This is a genomic window from Brevibacterium sp. LS14 (assembly GCF_012027885.1).
Lineage (GTDB): Bacteria > Actinomycetota > Actinomycetes > Actinomycetales > Brevibacteriaceae > Brevibacterium > Brevibacterium casei.
On the sequence record NZ_SJXG01000028.1, the window covers coordinates 65,813 to 78,853 of the forward strand.

Annotated in this window: 19 protein-coding genes and 1 tRNA gene; 15 read left to right on the forward strand and 5 right to left on the reverse strand. The window is 64.0% G+C overall.

From position 1 onward, the window contains the following. Positions 1–29 precede the first annotated feature (29 nt). Positions 30–830, reverse strand: coding sequence for a glycerophosphodiester phosphodiesterase family protein (locus EZE58_RS02470; protein WP_009379080.1), 801 nt, complete (start codon positions 828–830; stop codon positions 30–32). Positions 831–1,020: 190 nt separating this feature from the next. Between EZE58_RS02470 and EZE58_RS02475 the strand changes: the two genes are divergently transcribed. Next, a complete protein-coding gene (locus EZE58_RS02475; protein ID WP_167559726.1) occupies positions 1,021–2,193 on the forward strand; it encodes a hypothetical protein in 1,173 nt (390 codons plus the stop codon). After that, positions 2,190–3,401, forward strand: a complete 1,212-nt coding sequence (locus EZE58_RS02480; protein WP_095376749.1) for a M20 family metallopeptidase — start codon at positions 2,190–2,192, stop codon at positions 3,399–3,401. Before EZE58_RS02475 ends, EZE58_RS02480 begins: the two co-directional genes overlap by 4 nt. Before the next feature lie 28 nt (positions 3,402–3,429). On the opposite strand, the gene EZE58_RS02485 is transcribed toward EZE58_RS02480, so the two are convergent. Both EZE58_RS02485 and EZE58_RS02490 read right to left on the reverse strand, forming a co-directional pair. Beyond that, entirely contained in the window at positions 3,430–3,954 is a 525-nt protein-coding gene (locus EZE58_RS02485) for a DUF1992 domain-containing protein (RefSeq protein WP_009379071.1), read from the reverse strand. Between the two features lie 116 nt (positions 3,955–4,070). Continuing rightward, a tRNA-Tyr gene (locus EZE58_RS02490) sits at positions 4,071–4,152 on the reverse strand. Between the two features lie 146 nt (positions 4,153–4,298). Between EZE58_RS02490 and EZE58_RS02495 the strand changes: the two genes are divergently transcribed. Then, positions 4,299–4,790 carry a YajQ family cyclic di-GMP-binding protein gene (locus EZE58_RS02495; protein ID WP_009379069.1) on the forward strand — a complete coding sequence of 164 codons (492 nt, stop codon included), beginning with the start codon at positions 4,299–4,301 and terminating at the stop codon, positions 4,788–4,790. An 11-nt stretch (positions 4,791–4,801) separates the two neighbouring features. On the opposite strand, the gene EZE58_RS02500 is transcribed toward EZE58_RS02495, so the two are convergent. Together EZE58_RS02500 and EZE58_RS02505 are read right to left on the reverse strand one after the other, a co-directional pair. Further along, positions 4,802–5,935: a tyrosine-type recombinase/integrase gene (locus EZE58_RS02500; RefSeq protein WP_167559728.1), complete on the reverse strand. Its 1,134-nt coding sequence runs from the start codon at positions 5,933–5,935 to the stop codon at positions 4,802–4,804. Next, the gene (locus EZE58_RS02505) at positions 5,910–6,530 is read right to left on the reverse strand and encodes a helix-turn-helix domain-containing protein (RefSeq protein ID WP_167559730.1); all 621 of its coding nucleotides are present in this window, start codon (positions 6,528–6,530) and stop codon (positions 5,910–5,912) included. The genes EZE58_RS02500 and EZE58_RS02505 overlap by 26 nt, the downstream gene beginning before the upstream one ends. Before the next feature lie 98 nt (positions 6,531–6,628). On the opposite strand from EZE58_RS02505, the gene EZE58_RS02510 reads away from it, so the two are divergent. From EZE58_RS02510 to EZE58_RS02565, 12 genes are all read left to right on the forward strand, one after another. Further along, positions 6,629–6,826, forward strand: coding sequence for a helix-turn-helix domain-containing protein (locus EZE58_RS02510; RefSeq protein WP_167559732.1), 198 nt, complete (start codon positions 6,629–6,631; stop codon positions 6,824–6,826). An 84-nt stretch (positions 6,827–6,910) separates the two neighbouring features. Further along, entirely contained in the window at positions 6,911–7,177 is a 267-nt protein-coding gene (locus tag EZE58_RS02515; RefSeq protein ID WP_167559734.1) for a hypothetical protein, read from the forward strand. Positions 7,178–7,352: 175 nt separating this feature from the next. Beyond that, on the forward strand, positions 7,353–8,012 hold the full coding sequence (locus EZE58_RS02520; protein ID WP_167559736.1) for a hypothetical protein: 660 nt from the start codon (positions 7,353–7,355) through the stop codon (positions 8,010–8,012). After that, positions 8,009–8,359: a hypothetical protein gene (locus EZE58_RS02525; protein ID WP_167559738.1), complete on the forward strand. Its 351-nt coding sequence runs from the start codon at positions 8,009–8,011 to the stop codon at positions 8,357–8,359. The genes EZE58_RS02520 and EZE58_RS02525 overlap by 4 nt, the downstream gene beginning before the upstream one ends. Further along, positions 8,346–8,636, forward strand: a complete 291-nt coding sequence (locus tag EZE58_RS02530) for a hypothetical protein (protein WP_167559740.1) — start codon at positions 8,346–8,348, stop codon at positions 8,634–8,636. Before EZE58_RS02525 ends, EZE58_RS02530 begins: the two co-directional genes overlap by 14 nt. After that, a complete protein-coding gene (locus tag EZE58_RS02535; protein ID WP_167559742.1) occupies positions 8,633–10,345 on the forward strand; it encodes an AAA family ATPase in 1,713 nt (570 codons plus the stop codon). Before EZE58_RS02530 ends, EZE58_RS02535 begins: the two co-directional genes overlap by 4 nt. 302 nt (positions 10,346–10,647) lie before the next feature. Further along, positions 10,648–10,824, forward strand: a complete 177-nt coding sequence (locus EZE58_RS02540; protein ID WP_162909120.1) for a hypothetical protein — start codon at positions 10,648–10,650, stop codon at positions 10,822–10,824. Then, positions 10,824–10,976, forward strand: a complete 153-nt coding sequence (locus EZE58_RS02545) for a hypothetical protein (RefSeq protein ID WP_162909121.1) — start codon at positions 10,824–10,826, stop codon at positions 10,974–10,976. The genes EZE58_RS02540 and EZE58_RS02545 overlap by 1 nt, the downstream gene beginning before the upstream one ends. A gap of 151 nt (positions 10,977–11,127) precedes the next feature. Next, positions 11,128–11,322: a hypothetical protein gene (locus EZE58_RS02550; protein ID WP_119297033.1), complete on the forward strand. Its 195-nt coding sequence runs from the start codon at positions 11,128–11,130 to the stop codon at positions 11,320–11,322. Further along, positions 11,319–11,507, forward strand: a complete 189-nt coding sequence (locus EZE58_RS02555; RefSeq protein WP_167559744.1) for a hypothetical protein — start codon at positions 11,319–11,321, stop codon at positions 11,505–11,507. Before EZE58_RS02550 ends, EZE58_RS02555 begins: the two co-directional genes overlap by 4 nt. After that, positions 11,504–12,292, forward strand: a complete 789-nt coding sequence (locus tag EZE58_RS02560; protein WP_167559746.1) for a hypothetical protein — start codon at positions 11,504–11,506, stop codon at positions 12,290–12,292. Before EZE58_RS02555 ends, EZE58_RS02560 begins: the two co-directional genes overlap by 4 nt. A 360-nt stretch (positions 12,293–12,652) precedes the next feature. After that, a partial coding sequence (locus EZE58_RS02565) for a transposase family protein (RefSeq protein WP_167559748.1) occupies positions 12,653–13,041 on the forward strand: 389 nt, incomplete at its 3' end.

The following is a 13,041-nucleotide window of genomic DNA, read 5'->3' on the forward strand; positions in this document are numbered from 1 at the left end:
ACAGACCGTCGTCCGCCGTCCCCACCGGTCTACTTCACCGGGTCGAAGCGCCCGGCGAGGAAGCCCTGGAGCCGTCCCGGATGGTTTGTGATGATGCCGTCGACCTGGGCGTCGAGGAGTTCGCGCCATTCGTTCATCTCATCGACCGTCCATACGAACACGCCGAGGCCGTTGTCCCTGATCTCGGCGACGACGGACTTCCGCAGCGAGAATCCCCGGTACGACGGGTTGATCGCCACCGCGCCGAGGTTGCGCGCCGTGGCGATGTCCTCCGGCCGGGGCACCATCCGCAACAGGAACCGGGTGACCATGGGCAGCAGGTCCCGGCAGGTGGCGAGCGTGTCGGTGTTGAAGGCCTGGACGACCATGCGATCGGCCGTTCCGGTCTCGACGACGAGTTCGGAGATCCGCGCGACGGCGCCCGGCGACCACTCCCCCTTGAGCTCGAGGAGGAGCTCGCCCCCGCGATGCTGGATGTCGCGCATGACCGCGGCCAGAGTCGGCACCCGCACACCGGTGAACCCGGGCCCCATCCACGAACCCGCATCGACGAAGGAGAGCTCCTCGGCGGTGAGGCTGACGACGGGGCCCTTGCGGTTCGTCGTCCGGTCGAGGTCGGGGTCATGGATGATCACCGGCACCCCGTCGGCACTCGTCGACGCGTCGACCTCGATGAAGTCGACGCCGAGCGCTCGCGCGGCATCGACGGCCGCGAGGCTGTTCTCAGGGGCCACTGCCGAATAGCCGCGGTGGGCGATGACGAGCGGCCGGGTTCCCGACCCGGGACGCTCGGCGATGCCCCGCTCGCGCAGGAACTGGAGAAAGCTCATGCCTCCACCCTAATTCCCTGTCCGGACGAATCCGCCCAGCCCCTCAGGCGCACCCTTCGCAGGTCTCGCATCGTGGACGACTACGTCTGATGGGGCGAAACGGCGGAGTAGCCTACGGTGCAGTGAGTTGCTTCACACGCCCTGCTGTCGCCGGCGACTCGTTCCATCGCAGCCTGTCGAAAGGTCCGTCATGGAGGCTATCTTCGCCGCCACCATCCTCCTCGCCTTCATCGCTCTCGGCGAGTTGGTCTCCATCTGGTCGAAGGCGCGCATCCCGAGCCTCCTCGTCGCGATGCTCGGCGTCTTCATCTTCGCGAAGCTCGGCATCGTCCCGGAGTCCGTCGTCGACGACTCGATGCTCGTCCAGATCTACACGATCCTCGTCGCCCCGCTGCTCTTCCACATGGGCACGCTCATCCCGCTGCGGATCATGCTCAAGCAGTGGCGCTCGGTGATCATCGCGGTCTCCGGCATGCTCGTCGCCGTCCTCCTCATCCTCGCCGTCGTCGCTCCGCTCTTCGGGCTCGAGACCTTCGTCGCCGGTTCGGGTCCGCTCGCCGGCGGCATCGTCGCCACCAGCCTCACCACCGAGGGACTGACCGCGGCGGGCGCCGCCTCGTCGATCATCGTCCTCCCCGCCCTCGTCCTCATGCTCCAGTCGCTGCCGTCGATGCCGCTGACGAACTTCCTCCTGCGCCGGTACGCGACGAAGCTGCGCGACAGCGGCGAACTCCACGAACTCGCCCTCGCCCACCACGAGGAGGAGGCTCAGGCGGCGGCGAAGAAGAAGCTCGTCACCCTCCCGGGCTACCTCGTCGACAATCAGCTCTTCATGCTCTTCCTCGTCCTCGTCGGCGGCACGGTCGCGACCCTGCTCGCGATCCCCACCCACATCCCGTCCTCGATCCTCGCGCTCATCCTCGGCATCCTCGCCACCGCGATCGGGCTCTCCCCCGACAAGGCGATGGAGCGCTCGAATTCCTTCGGCATCGCCATGGCCGGTGTCATCGCGATCGTCATGGCCCCACTCGTCGCCGCCTCCGTCGACGACGTCATCCGCGCGTTCCTCCCGACGATCGCGATCCTCATCGTCGGCGGCGCGGGCATCGTCATCGGCGGGTTCATCGCCACGAAGCTGCTCCGATGGAAGGCCCCGCTGGGCATGTCGGTGGCCCTGACCGCGATGTACGGCTTCCCCGCCGACTACCTGCTCACCAACGAGGTCGCCCGGTCGATCGCCCGTCACGACGACGAGAAGGAAGCCCTCCTCAACGTCATGCTCCCGCCGATGCTCGTCGGCGGATTCACCTCGGTGAGCGCCGGGTCCGTCGTCATCGCCAGCATCCTCGTCTCCCTGCTGTGAGCGATCTCCTCGCCGAGGCGGCCGACCTCCTCCCCGACCTCCAGACCCTGCGTCGCGACCTCCATGCCCACCCCGAGGTCGGCCTCGACCTGCCCCGCACCCAGGCGGCTGTGCTCGACGCGATCGCCGGTCTCGACGTCGAGGTGACGACGGGGGAGGGCGCCACCTCGGTGGTCGCGGTGCTGCGCGGCACCCACCCCGAGCGTCCGGCGCAGGCGCCCGCGGTCCTGCTCCGCGGTGACATGGATGCCCTGCCCGTCGCCGAGGCCACCGACGAGCCGTTCGCGGCGACGAACGGGAACATGCACGCGTGCGGGCACGACCTCCACACCGCCGGCCTCGTCGGGGCGATGCGCCTGCTCGCGGCCCGACGGGCAGAGCTGGCCGGCGACGTCGTCTTCATGTTCCAGCCCGGCGAGGAGGGGTACGACGGGGCCTCGGTGATGATCGACGAGGGCGTCCTCGACGCCGCCGGATCCCGGGCCGTCGCCGCATTCGGAGTCCACGTCCACGTCGGCGAGCGCGGGATCGTCTCGACGAGGCCGGGAACCCTGCAGGCCGGGTCGAACGTCCTGCGCATCACCGTCCGCGGGCGCGGCGGACATGGGTCACAGCCGACGAGCGCGGTCGATCCGGTGCCCGCCCTCGCCGAGATCGTCACCGCCCTGCAGACCATGGTCAGTCGCCGGATCGACGTCTTCGACCCGATCGCGTTGAGCGTGACCCAGCTGAGCGCCGGCGAGGCCGTCAACGTCATCCCCGCCGAGGCGTCGCTCGGGGCGACCGTGCGCACCCTGTCCGAGGAGTCCCTGGCCACCGTGCGGGACCGGTCGCGGCAGCTTGCCGAAGGCATCGCCGCAGCCCATGGATGCACCGCCGAGGTGGAGTTCGAGGTCCAGTACCCGGTGACGGTCAATGACGACGCTGAGACCGCGTGGGTGCTCGACGAGCTGCGGGACCTGCTCGGGCCCGAACGGGTCGAGGTGCTCGCGCATCCGATCATGCCGAGCGAGGACTTCTCCTTCGTCCTCGACCAGGTGCCGGGCACGTACATGATGATCGGGGCGAAGCGCAGCGACGTGCCCGAGGAGCGGCAGGGCGACAACCATTCGCCGTTCGTCGTCTTCGACGACTCCGTCCTCGCCGAGCAGGCCGTCGTGCTCGCTCATCTCGCGGCCCGGCGCCTCGTCGCCGCTGCTCGCTCCTGACCTCGAGCGCCCCTCCCCGAGACCGGCGTCAGCGCCGTCGACGCCAGCGGTGCCACCACCGCGGCTTGGCGGCAGAGTCGGGTGCCGGCGTCGCATCACCGGGTTGCTCACCGGCTCCTTCCGCTGCCTCACGGGCGGCGACGCGGCGCGCACGCCAGGCGATCACCTCGGCGTCGATGTCACGGGGAGGGGTGAACACGGGAGGGCCGCCGCGCAGGTCCATGATCGCCTCCCGGACGCGGGCGTTGAACCCGGCGAGGTAGGCGCGGACATCAGATTCGCGAGCGAACTCATCGAGCGTGTCCTCGAGGACGGCGTTCTCCTTGCGCAGTTGGAAGGCTGCCGGAGCGACACCGCTGATGTCCTCGGAATCGAGCTTCTGCTTGATCCACCAGTCGGGATCCTCGGAGTTGTGGAGGCCGCGCAGCGGCTTGCCCATGCCGGGCAGGTCGTCGAAGTCGCCGCGCTTGATCGCGCGGTCGAGGGCGGATTCGACGATCTCGGTGCGATCGGAGAGCGAGTTGATCCGCCGAGGCGATTCCTTCTTCTCCATGGTCCCTCCCCCGCAGACGGTCGTCCTTCCACGGTAGGGGCTGCACAGCGGTGTGACAACGTCACAGGGCCCGACGCTCAGCGTTTCCGCTGTGCGTCGGGCCCTGTGGTTCTGCGTGGCAGATGCAGGATTCGAACCTGCGAAGGCAATGCCGGCTGATTTACAGTCAGCTCCCTTTGGCCGCTCGGGCAATCTGCCGCAGTGCGCGCTCGAAGAGCACTCAAGAAGAATACTAGGCCCGTGACGCGATTGCCAACTCGGTTGACGCAGGTCACAGCAGGATCACTCGACTAGACTTCTGCGCAGAACAGACCGGCATCGCAATCTATGACAAAGGAGCGCACATGGCCAGCGAATCGTCATTCGATATCGTCAGCAAGGTCGATCGACAGGAGGCCGACAACGCCCTCAACCAGGCCGCGAAGGAGGTCGGCTCCCGCTACGACTTCCGCGGCACCGACGCCTCGATCGCGTGGAGCGGTGAAGCCGTGCTCATGAAGGCCAACAGCGAGGACCGTGTCAAGGCGATCCTCGACGTCTTCCAGTCCAAGCTCGTCAAGCGCGGCATCTCGCTCAAGTCCCTCGACGACGGCGACCCCTACCCCTCGGGCAAGGAGTACCGCATCGACGCCTCCCTCAAGGAGGGCATCGACAAGGACGAGGCGAAGAAGATCTCGAAGACCATCCGCGACGAGGGCCCCAAGGGCGTCAAGGCGCAGATCCAGGGGGACGAACTGCGCGTGAGCTCGAAGAAGCGGGACGACCTCCAGGAGGTCATCGCCCTCCTCAAGGGCAAGGACCTCGATGTCGACCTCCAGTTCACCAACTACCGTTAAATCCCCCGAGATTACAGGGTAGAACCCGCTCCAGTCCGCACAGAGTCCGCAGAAGGAAAAACCGAATCCATCAGCGCGGTGCCGGCTGAGCGGGTTTTGTCGTTCGCGTTCGGCCATAGATGGCCATACGTGTTCAGCGTGATCGCGGGGGTCGAATGGCCGAGGGCGTGTTGGACCGTCACCACATCACAGCCCGCGGCGATGAGCCCGGACGCGAAGAAGTGCCGAAGGCTGTGGAGGGTGAACTCGTCCATGCCGACCTTCGCTCGCGCCTCACGCCAGTAGTGGCCGGCGCTCCCCCGTTGGAACAAGTGCCCACCGTTCGACAACAGCCACTGTCCGTTCTCGTCCTCACGAATCCCGTAGTCGGTGATGTGCCGGGACAGCACCTCGATCAGTCGCTCGGACACATGGATGGTTCGGCGCGACCCGTACTTCGGTTCGCCCACCCGGATCTCCGAATTCGTCGCACCCTGCACCTGCCTGTTGACGGAGATGGTTCGCTTGAGGAAGTCGACGTCGCCCAGTTGCAGCCCCGCGGCCTCGCCGAGGCGCAACCCTGCGAAGGCACACAATGAGATGAACGTGGCGAAGTAGGGCTCCGCGCTCTCGAGCACCTGCCGCACCTGCTCTGGTTCAGGTATGAGCATTGACGATCCACCGCGCTTGAGCCTCGGCAGCGTCACATCACCCGAGGGCACCACCCCGATCTTCCGCGCCTTCTTCGCCGCGGTGAAGCACATGTGCAGGTAGTTGTATCGCGTCTTGATCGTCGAGGGCTCTAGAGCTTTGTTGCGGCGCCCGTTGGGTTTCGTCATCGACTTCACCCACGCCTGAACATCGCTCGCTGAAATCTTGTCGAGGCGCTTCCGATAGAACGGGGTCGACTTCACTGCCTGCTCAGCAGCCAGATAGGTGCCGCGCTCCCAAACCTGAATCGACGACCACTCGGTGAACCATTCTTCGAACGTGATCCGACCGGCCTTCGGCTCCACCCAAGTACCTGTGCGGACTTTGACTGTCTCACCGTCGAGCCAGTCCTGTGCGTCGATCTTCCGGTCGAAGTGACGAGCGTGCTCTTTGCCGTCAGAGTCCCGGTAGCGGGCCCGCCACTTGCCGTTAGGCCTCTTCTTGATCGACGCCATAACGATCGCTCGCCTCCTCGATCAATTTGAACTGCCGCTCAATTCGCTCCTGAAGCTTCCGGCCCCATGGCCCGCGATAGATGATGTGGATTCCACTCTCAGATCGCTCGAGTTCTTCCGCCTGAGCAGCGTCGTCTGCAAAGAATCGCGCCATCTCTCGGCGCAAATACGAGAGTGCATTCCAATCCAGACACTCGCGCGCTCGCAACTCGAGCCTACTCGAAACCTCAGTTCCCGGCGCATCGAGGATAGTCGCGACATCGTCTTGAAGCGCTAGAACCTGATAAACCGAATCTTGCGCCATGAATTGACTTTGCGAGAGTCGATCCACATATTCCTGCACTTTCCGCTCAGTATCATCCTGCAAAAGCGCCTGATAGGGAACCTGCAGCGAGTCCGCTAGCGCGTGCGCTTCCGCCACCCCCACCTTTCTACTGCCGGACTCGGTCCGTGTGACCGTCATCTGACTGTACGAATCCCATCCAGCCTCCTGCATGAGTCGAGCAAGATCCGTCTTAGTGAGCCCGCTCCGCTCACGCTGAGCCGCGAGGTTCTTCGCGAACAGATCATCAAGGGTTACAGCGCTCTTCTGCATGCACACAGTTTCGCACAAAATTGTTGCTCCGCCAATCAATCCCGTGTACGCTCACTTTTGTGCGACATGCACACAGAACTGATTGCACAGGAGGACAGATGACCACCACCCCAGCCACTGACCGCCTTCTCTACGTAGAGGAGGTCGCGGAGATGCTTCGCAAGAGCCCGTCCGCAATGCGGTACATGATCCACGCCGGCGACGCCCCGCCGTCCGCGAAAATCGGCGGACGCCGCATGTTCCGCGAATCCGCCGTCCTTGCTTGGATCGAGGACCAATTCAAGGAAGCCTCATGACCGTCTGACTGTCCCGGCCCGTGGCTCAGCGAGAACATCGAGCGGACTCCTCAATCGGTGTACCCAAAAACAGGAGAGATCACATTGAACGACGAACAGATCGAACAACAGCTCCGTCACTACTACGCAGTCAACCGCTTGAAGCTCCCGTCCCCGTCGCGTCTGTGCAAGCAGGTGCAGGACATAAAACGGCAGCTCGGCCTCACCCGACCTCGAGGGGATCACCGAGACCCCACCGGCCACGAGGTCTTCACCCGTGAAGATCAGACGAACCTGTGGAAGGTCGCTCATCCTGCCGGGTTTATGGCCCCGAACCTCTCGAACCGTCTGGACCGCCAGGAGGCATCATGACCAGCTCACCGCAACTTACGGACGCGCTCATCGCACAACTACGTGACCGCGCCACGGCCCTCGGCCTCGTCGTCACGGGCCGGTGCAAGCACTGTGACCGCCCCATCTGGGACCGTAAATCTCTACGTGACCGATCAGGGCCGGTGTGCAGGGCACGCCACGGGAAGGACGCATCGTGACCACCTACGAATGCAAGTGCGGCTGGACAGTCACCGGCAACCCCGAGCCCGATGACATTTGGGACGACGACCTCGATACCCAGATCGACCAGCACGAGGTCTACTGCTCAGCCGAGAACATGGACGCCGTCGAGAAGGCGATCCGCGACAACATGCCGAGGCATCGTGCAGAGCACGTCCTCGACCTCATCCGAAACGAAAACGACCCCGGTGCCGATTCCGCCAAGAAACACACCGAGGTCGCTGATCCGAACACCCTTCAAGGAGAACAGATCATGATTGAGTCTATTGCCGATTATACCGCCGAGGAGATCAACGACCTCATCCCGCACCCCCTCTGGTGTGTGAAGGACTGTTGCATCGAGCACTGGCCACTCAGCGATGTGTGGCACGAATCCCGGTGGCAGACCAAGAAGTTCCCCTCCAACCCAGCCCGTCCCGAACAGCCACTCACAGCCTCCTCAAGGCTCGTGCGCTACGGCGTCGTCAACGAGGAAGATTCCCCGGCTGGTCTCGAAATCGGAGTGTCCTCAGACGAGATGGTCGAACAGATCTCGATCTTCCTCAGCCCCGGCACAGTCCGCGCCTTCGCCCAGTGGCTCAACGACCGCGCCGACGAGCTCGACACCATCACCGGGAAGGACGGCCTGTCATGAGTGACTTTCTCATCGTCGACGACAACGGCATCCCTGAGACGGTCGTTAACTCTGACGCGATTACCGATGCCGGCTTCACCCTCGCCCTGCGCATGGGCGCTGCAGGAGAGGATCAGGTGGCCGTGAGCGGGGCAATCGCCGCCGTCCTGGACGAGTGGGACGAGAGCGCGCGATACGTCATCGTCTCCGCCCTCGTGCAGCTCTCCCGAGACCTCGTGCCGATGGTGGCTGACCTCGCCAAGGCATCGACCGGCGTGGACTTCGCCGCCCACTGTCAGGCAATGCTCGCTCCCGGCAAGTACGACCCTGCCGGTGTCGACGAGGGAGGCGAACGTGGCGCTTCCTGATTATCCACCCGAGTGGTGGGACGTGTCCTTCGGCATTCGCTCCGGCTACGTCGACGGCTACCGGGATGGTCATCGCGATGGCCACTACGCCGGATGGGAAGCAGGCATCCGAGCAGCCAGCGCCCAGGATGCCGAGTTCGCCCGAATGGTCGAGCAGGAATTCCACCGCCGCGAGCTCCAAGGGGAACGAGAAGCCGACCTCGTGCGCCGGATCATCGACGCGCTGCGCACCGAGCAGAACCGACAGAATTTCTACCCCCGAGGGAGAGCGGCATGAACTTCGACGATGACCCCGGCCAGCCCACACCCGAAGAACTCGCAGAGTGGGCCGCCGAGGATGACCGCGTCGAAACAATTCGACCGAAGCCGGGCACACATCCGACAAGCAATGTGCAGAGAATCGGTCGAGTCACGTGGGCGTCGGACATTCCGATGGAAGTGCAGAAGTGGCTCGTTCCCGACATGGTCCCGCTGGGGACGTTGACGATCTTCGCGGGCAAGGGCGGGGAGGGAAAGTCGACCATGGCGCTCAACATTGCCGCGGAGCTCTCGCGAGGACAGCTTGACGGCGATGTAAAGACCGCCGCGTCGACGCTGATCCTGTCCGTCGAGGACGGGTGGGGAACAGTCATGGTGCCCAGGCTCACGGCAGCCGGCGCCGACATTTCGAAGATCGGAAAATTCGACATCGACTCCGTAGTCGTTGACACCGGCGAAGCGTACGAAACCAAAGCCGTGTTGCCGATCGACATCAACGGCATCAGAGATCTGGTCATCCGATACGGAGTGAAGCTCATCATCCTCGACCCGGCGAACAGCTTCATGGAAGGTGACACGAACAAGGTGCTCGATGTCCGTCGCGCATTCGAGCCTGTCTCTCGTCTCGCACAGGACGCTGATGTCGCTGTCATCCTCATCGCCCACTTCGGCAAAGGCGGAGGGTCGATGTCTGACAAGCTATCGGGCTCCCACGCCTGGCGAGATCTCGCTCGATCCTATTGGGCCTTCGCCACCGACGAGGACACTGGGAAGCGCGTCTTCACGCAGGACAAGAGCAACTACGGGAAGCACAAAGGCAGCTACGAGTTCTCACTCGAGTCCGTGCCGGTAGAAGTCGATGACTCGATAGTGGAGGTAGGGGTAGTCAAGAACATCGCGGCCACCGATGTCAGTGTCGCGGACCTCATCAACAGGGACTACGCCCCGGACGAAGATGACGGTGATTGCGAAGGTTGGCTACTCGACTACCTCGACCGTGAGCCCTTCGAGTTTCTCCGCGCCGACGTCGTCAAAGATGGTCGAAAGGAAGGCTTTTCTGAGGACCAGCTCAAGCGTGCCAAGCGCAAGGGTGGGGTGAACCACGACCGCACGAAGGCGGTGCCGTCGAGGACAGTGTGGCAGCACCCGCGTTTGAGGCAGGACACCCTTGCTGTGCCCGATGCTCCGACTGCCCTGACTGGGCAGTTGGGGGACGTTTCCCCAGGTCACTCCACTCAGAGCACAGTCAGGGCAGATACCGAGAAGCGCCCTGACTGCGCTCTAACTGAGCTGACCAGGGAAAATGCCGAGCCAACAACCAGTCAGAGCAGTCAGAGCACATCGCGTGCACGCAGTAACCAAGAGTCTGATGAGTCCCCTGCGGAGGTTCATCCGACTGCCGATCTTCCGCAAGCTGCCGGTGACAACTCCGAACCCGACGCTGCCCCGAAGAAGCGGTCGGAGGCACCTCGGCAGCAGGATCTCGTGCTCGATTACATCACCGAGCATGGAGCCTCCAGCCCAAAAGACATTGCTGCCGGTCTCATCGAAACGATCGCCGGCTTCACCCCCGGCAAGGCAAACGTCTACCTCGGGCGACTCCATGCCGAAGGGACGATCACGCGCACCCAGTTCGGAGTCTGGGATCTCACTGATCGCGCTGAGCTCCAAGTCGACCGACAGCTCACGATGTTCTCCACAGACTCAGATGAGGAGGCTGCGTCATGAAGCGATTGGAAGCGGTGACGGTCGGAGATGACGGATGTCTTCGCCCTGACGTTGGGAAAGGATGCTTCGCCTGCTTCGAGCCAATTTGGGCTACCGATTGGAATTCAGACCTGTGCGCGTGGTGCGAGCAGACCGTCAACGACGCCGAGTTTCAACAGACAGCGGACGTCACAGGATTCGACCTTCGTCGATATACGCACACCCTCCGTTGGGCACGCCCCAGAGACATCGGGAGGGAAATGTGAACTCCACACCCACCACCGTCGAGCCAAAGAACACCACTCGGAAGGGGGTGAACAACCATGACCGAACACGGGAACATCGTCGGCTCGATCCTGCAGCTCCAAGCGCAAAGGCTGACCACGATCGACCAGCGCACGAAGGCGACCTCTGCCTCAATCGACGAGCTCACCGAACAGATCCGGCAACTCGCCAAAGCCCAAGCCCTCATCATCGCCCAACTGCGAAAGGAATCCTGATGCCCCAGAAACATGATCCCGGCTGGAAGAAGCGCGACGCCGGCGACAACAAGGAAGACAAGCCCGACACCGACGAACTCGCCAAGCGACTCGTCCGACGCGGGCTCGCCTCGGCCGCCATTCTCGACGCCAACCGAGGGGGTATGCGATGAAGCGCGACGGCTTCGGCGTCGAACACAAACCCACATGTAGAGAACCGCAATGGCGCTCAACAGGTGGCGGGCAGATCTGCGTCAACTGCGGAACCCGGTGGAGGTTCGGTGACCCCACGACCTCGCCTCAGCCGCGGCGATGGAGCAGGCAATGATCCGAACGTTCCAAATCGCCTACGGCATCAAAGTCCTCAAAGACCCCGAGGAGATGACACGCAGCCAGCTCATCGAAGCCCTGTACTCGGTGGCCGAATACGGTTCCGCGAAACTCATCGAAGCCCGAAGTCTGCACAACGTCATCGTCGAAGCCCTCCGCGAGAACCACCCCGTCGAGGAGCCGACATGAAGGACATCGTCGAATCCAACAGGTGGACTCCCCCACCCTTGCAGAACCGGGCCGCGAACGTCATCCGCAGATTCCAGGAGGACATCGCCGAAGCCACCACACCACAGCAGAAATACCTCATCGCCCGAACCGCACTACAAGACCTCAGTGCTGCAGTCGCAGACGCAACCGAAGGAGAATCATGAACTACTACAACACCGCAATCAGCCTGACCAACCTCGCCGCCGGCAACTACTACCGCACCAACCACCACTCGTCCCTGTTCGCCGCAGCCGACGCCCTCGGCATCGACATGCCCGACGCCCTCGTCAAAACCCTCAAGGAGATCGGGAAGGCGCAGAAGGCATTCACGGAGTTCAGCCACACGCAGCACTCAGCTCTGACGTTCGACGACCTCGTGAGCCCTCGAGCACAGGACACCCTCGCCGCCACCGTGGCGCTGCGCGTCAACGTGCAGGAAGCGCACCGCGTCACTGCGGAAGTCAACACAGCAATCGGCGGTGAGTTCATGCGTGCCGTCTACGAGGCAGTGCCCTACTACTACGGACAGGTGGAGGCACTCGCCCTCGAGAACCAAGACCTGAGAGAGTACATGTTCGTGGTGGCACCCGAACACCCCGGCACACTCAGGGAGAAGGCGATGCTGTGGACTCGGCTGGCACAGCTGCACACCGCACTGCGCGGCGTCGAAGAACCCGACCGTGACGACAAAGTTCCCTTCGGTGGTGTGCTCGCGTTCATCGACTGGCCGACAGACGAATGGCTCGAGTACCACGACGAGAACAGGATCAACCGAACCATCGCAGACCCTTGGAAGTGGGCACACGAACGCGGTTACCCGATCAGCGTCACCAAATCACACGCCGAGACCCTCACCCGATACCGGCAGCTCGCCGAAGCCCTCGACGCACACGAGGCCGAAAGGGAGAAGGCCCGGATGCAACCCGGCCTGGTGCGCGGAGTCCGGTGACACCAGCGCGGCCACGACAGTGATCGTCGTGGCCGCGTTCGCGTGTATGGGGGAGGTACCCCTGTCGGTTTGAAGGGCCAATCCCCGGCCGCAATGGCCGTATCTCCCCCCGCGGTTCCCCCCGAGGCTCCCCAGCCCTCGCCATTACCAATTGAGTTACCGATCGCGTTACCGATTGAGAGGGGAACTTCAGGTTGGCCGGGGTCGGAGGTGAGTGCCGGCTGCCTCCCTCCCCCAGGTGAGCATATGGGGCTCTTCGCAGCTGAGAGTGTAGTCGGGTTGGGCGCGTCGGTCGCTGGATAGGGGTCGAGGCCCTCCGAGGATGGAAGTTCTGACACTGCCCATCCTGAGGACCTCGACATGGATCACGCTACCTTCGTTCGCCCTGACCTGACCACGTTCTGCCGTCTCGACGAGCTCGGCCTCGAGGCCGTCGGACAGCGGGTTGAGCCTGATCGTGCGGTGATCCAGTGCCGGGTCCTGGAGCCGGACCCGTGGTGCAGGGAGTGCGGGGCCGAGGGCGTGCCCCGAGACACGGTGATCCGCCGGTTGGCGCACGAGCCGTTCGGGCACCGGCCCACGACCTTGATGGTCCGGGTCCGCCGGTACCGGTGTGTTACCTGCCGTCGGACGTGGCGGCAGGACACGTCGAAGGCCGCGGCGCCGCGGGCGAAGATCACCCGTGGCGGGGTGGGCTGGGCGCTGACCGGTGTGGTCGTGGACCACCTCACCGTCAGCCGCGTCGCTGC

Bases quoted from the DNA above. Each gene is read 5' to 3' on its own strand.
- EZE58_RS02525 (WP_167559738.1), top strand. From the start codon at position 8,009: ATGAGTGACTTTCTCATCGTCGACGACAACGGCATCCCTGAGACGGTC.
- EZE58_RS02485 (WP_009379071.1), bottom strand. From the start codon at position 3,954: ATGGAGAAGAAGGAATCGCCTCGGCGGATCAACTCGCTCTCCGATCGC.
- EZE58_RS02545 (WP_162909121.1), top strand. From the start codon at position 10,824: ATGCCCCAGAAACATGATCCCGGCTGGAAGAAGCGCGACGCCGGCGAC.
- EZE58_RS02505 (WP_167559730.1), bottom strand. From the start codon at position 6,530: ATGCAGAAGAGCGCTGTAACCCTTGATGATCTGTTCGCGAAGAACCTC.
- EZE58_RS02540 (WP_162909120.1), top strand. From the start codon at position 10,648: ATGACCGAACACGGGAACATCGTCGGCTCGATCCTGCAGCTCCAAGCG.
- EZE58_RS02510 (WP_167559732.1), top strand. From the start codon at position 6,629: ATGACCACCACCCCAGCCACTGACCGCCTTCTCTACGTAGAGGAGGTC.
- EZE58_RS02470 (WP_009379080.1), bottom strand. From the start codon at position 830: ATGAGCTTTCTCCAGTTCCTGCGCGAGCGGGGCATCGCCGAGCGTCCC.
- EZE58_RS02475 (WP_167559726.1), top strand. From the start codon at position 1,021: ATGGAGGCTATCTTCGCCGCCACCATCCTCCTCGCCTTCATCGCTCTC.
- EZE58_RS02495 (WP_009379069.1), top strand. From the start codon at position 4,299: ATGGCCAGCGAATCGTCATTCGATATCGTCAGCAAGGTCGATCGACAG.
- EZE58_RS02560 (WP_167559746.1), top strand. From the start codon at position 11,504: ATGAACTACTACAACACCGCAATCAGCCTGACCAACCTCGCCGCCGGC.
- EZE58_RS02535 (WP_167559742.1), top strand. From the start codon at position 8,633: ATGAACTTCGACGATGACCCCGGCCAGCCCACACCCGAAGAACTCGCA.
- EZE58_RS02555 (WP_167559744.1), top strand. From the start codon at position 11,319: ATGAAGGACATCGTCGAATCCAACAGGTGGACTCCCCCACCCTTGCAG.
- EZE58_RS02500 (WP_167559728.1), bottom strand. From the start codon at position 5,935: ATGGCGTCGATCAAGAAGAGGCCTAACGGCAAGTGGCGGGCCCGCTAC.
- EZE58_RS02550 (WP_119297033.1), top strand. From the start codon at position 11,128: ATGATCCGAACGTTCCAAATCGCCTACGGCATCAAAGTCCTCAAAGAC.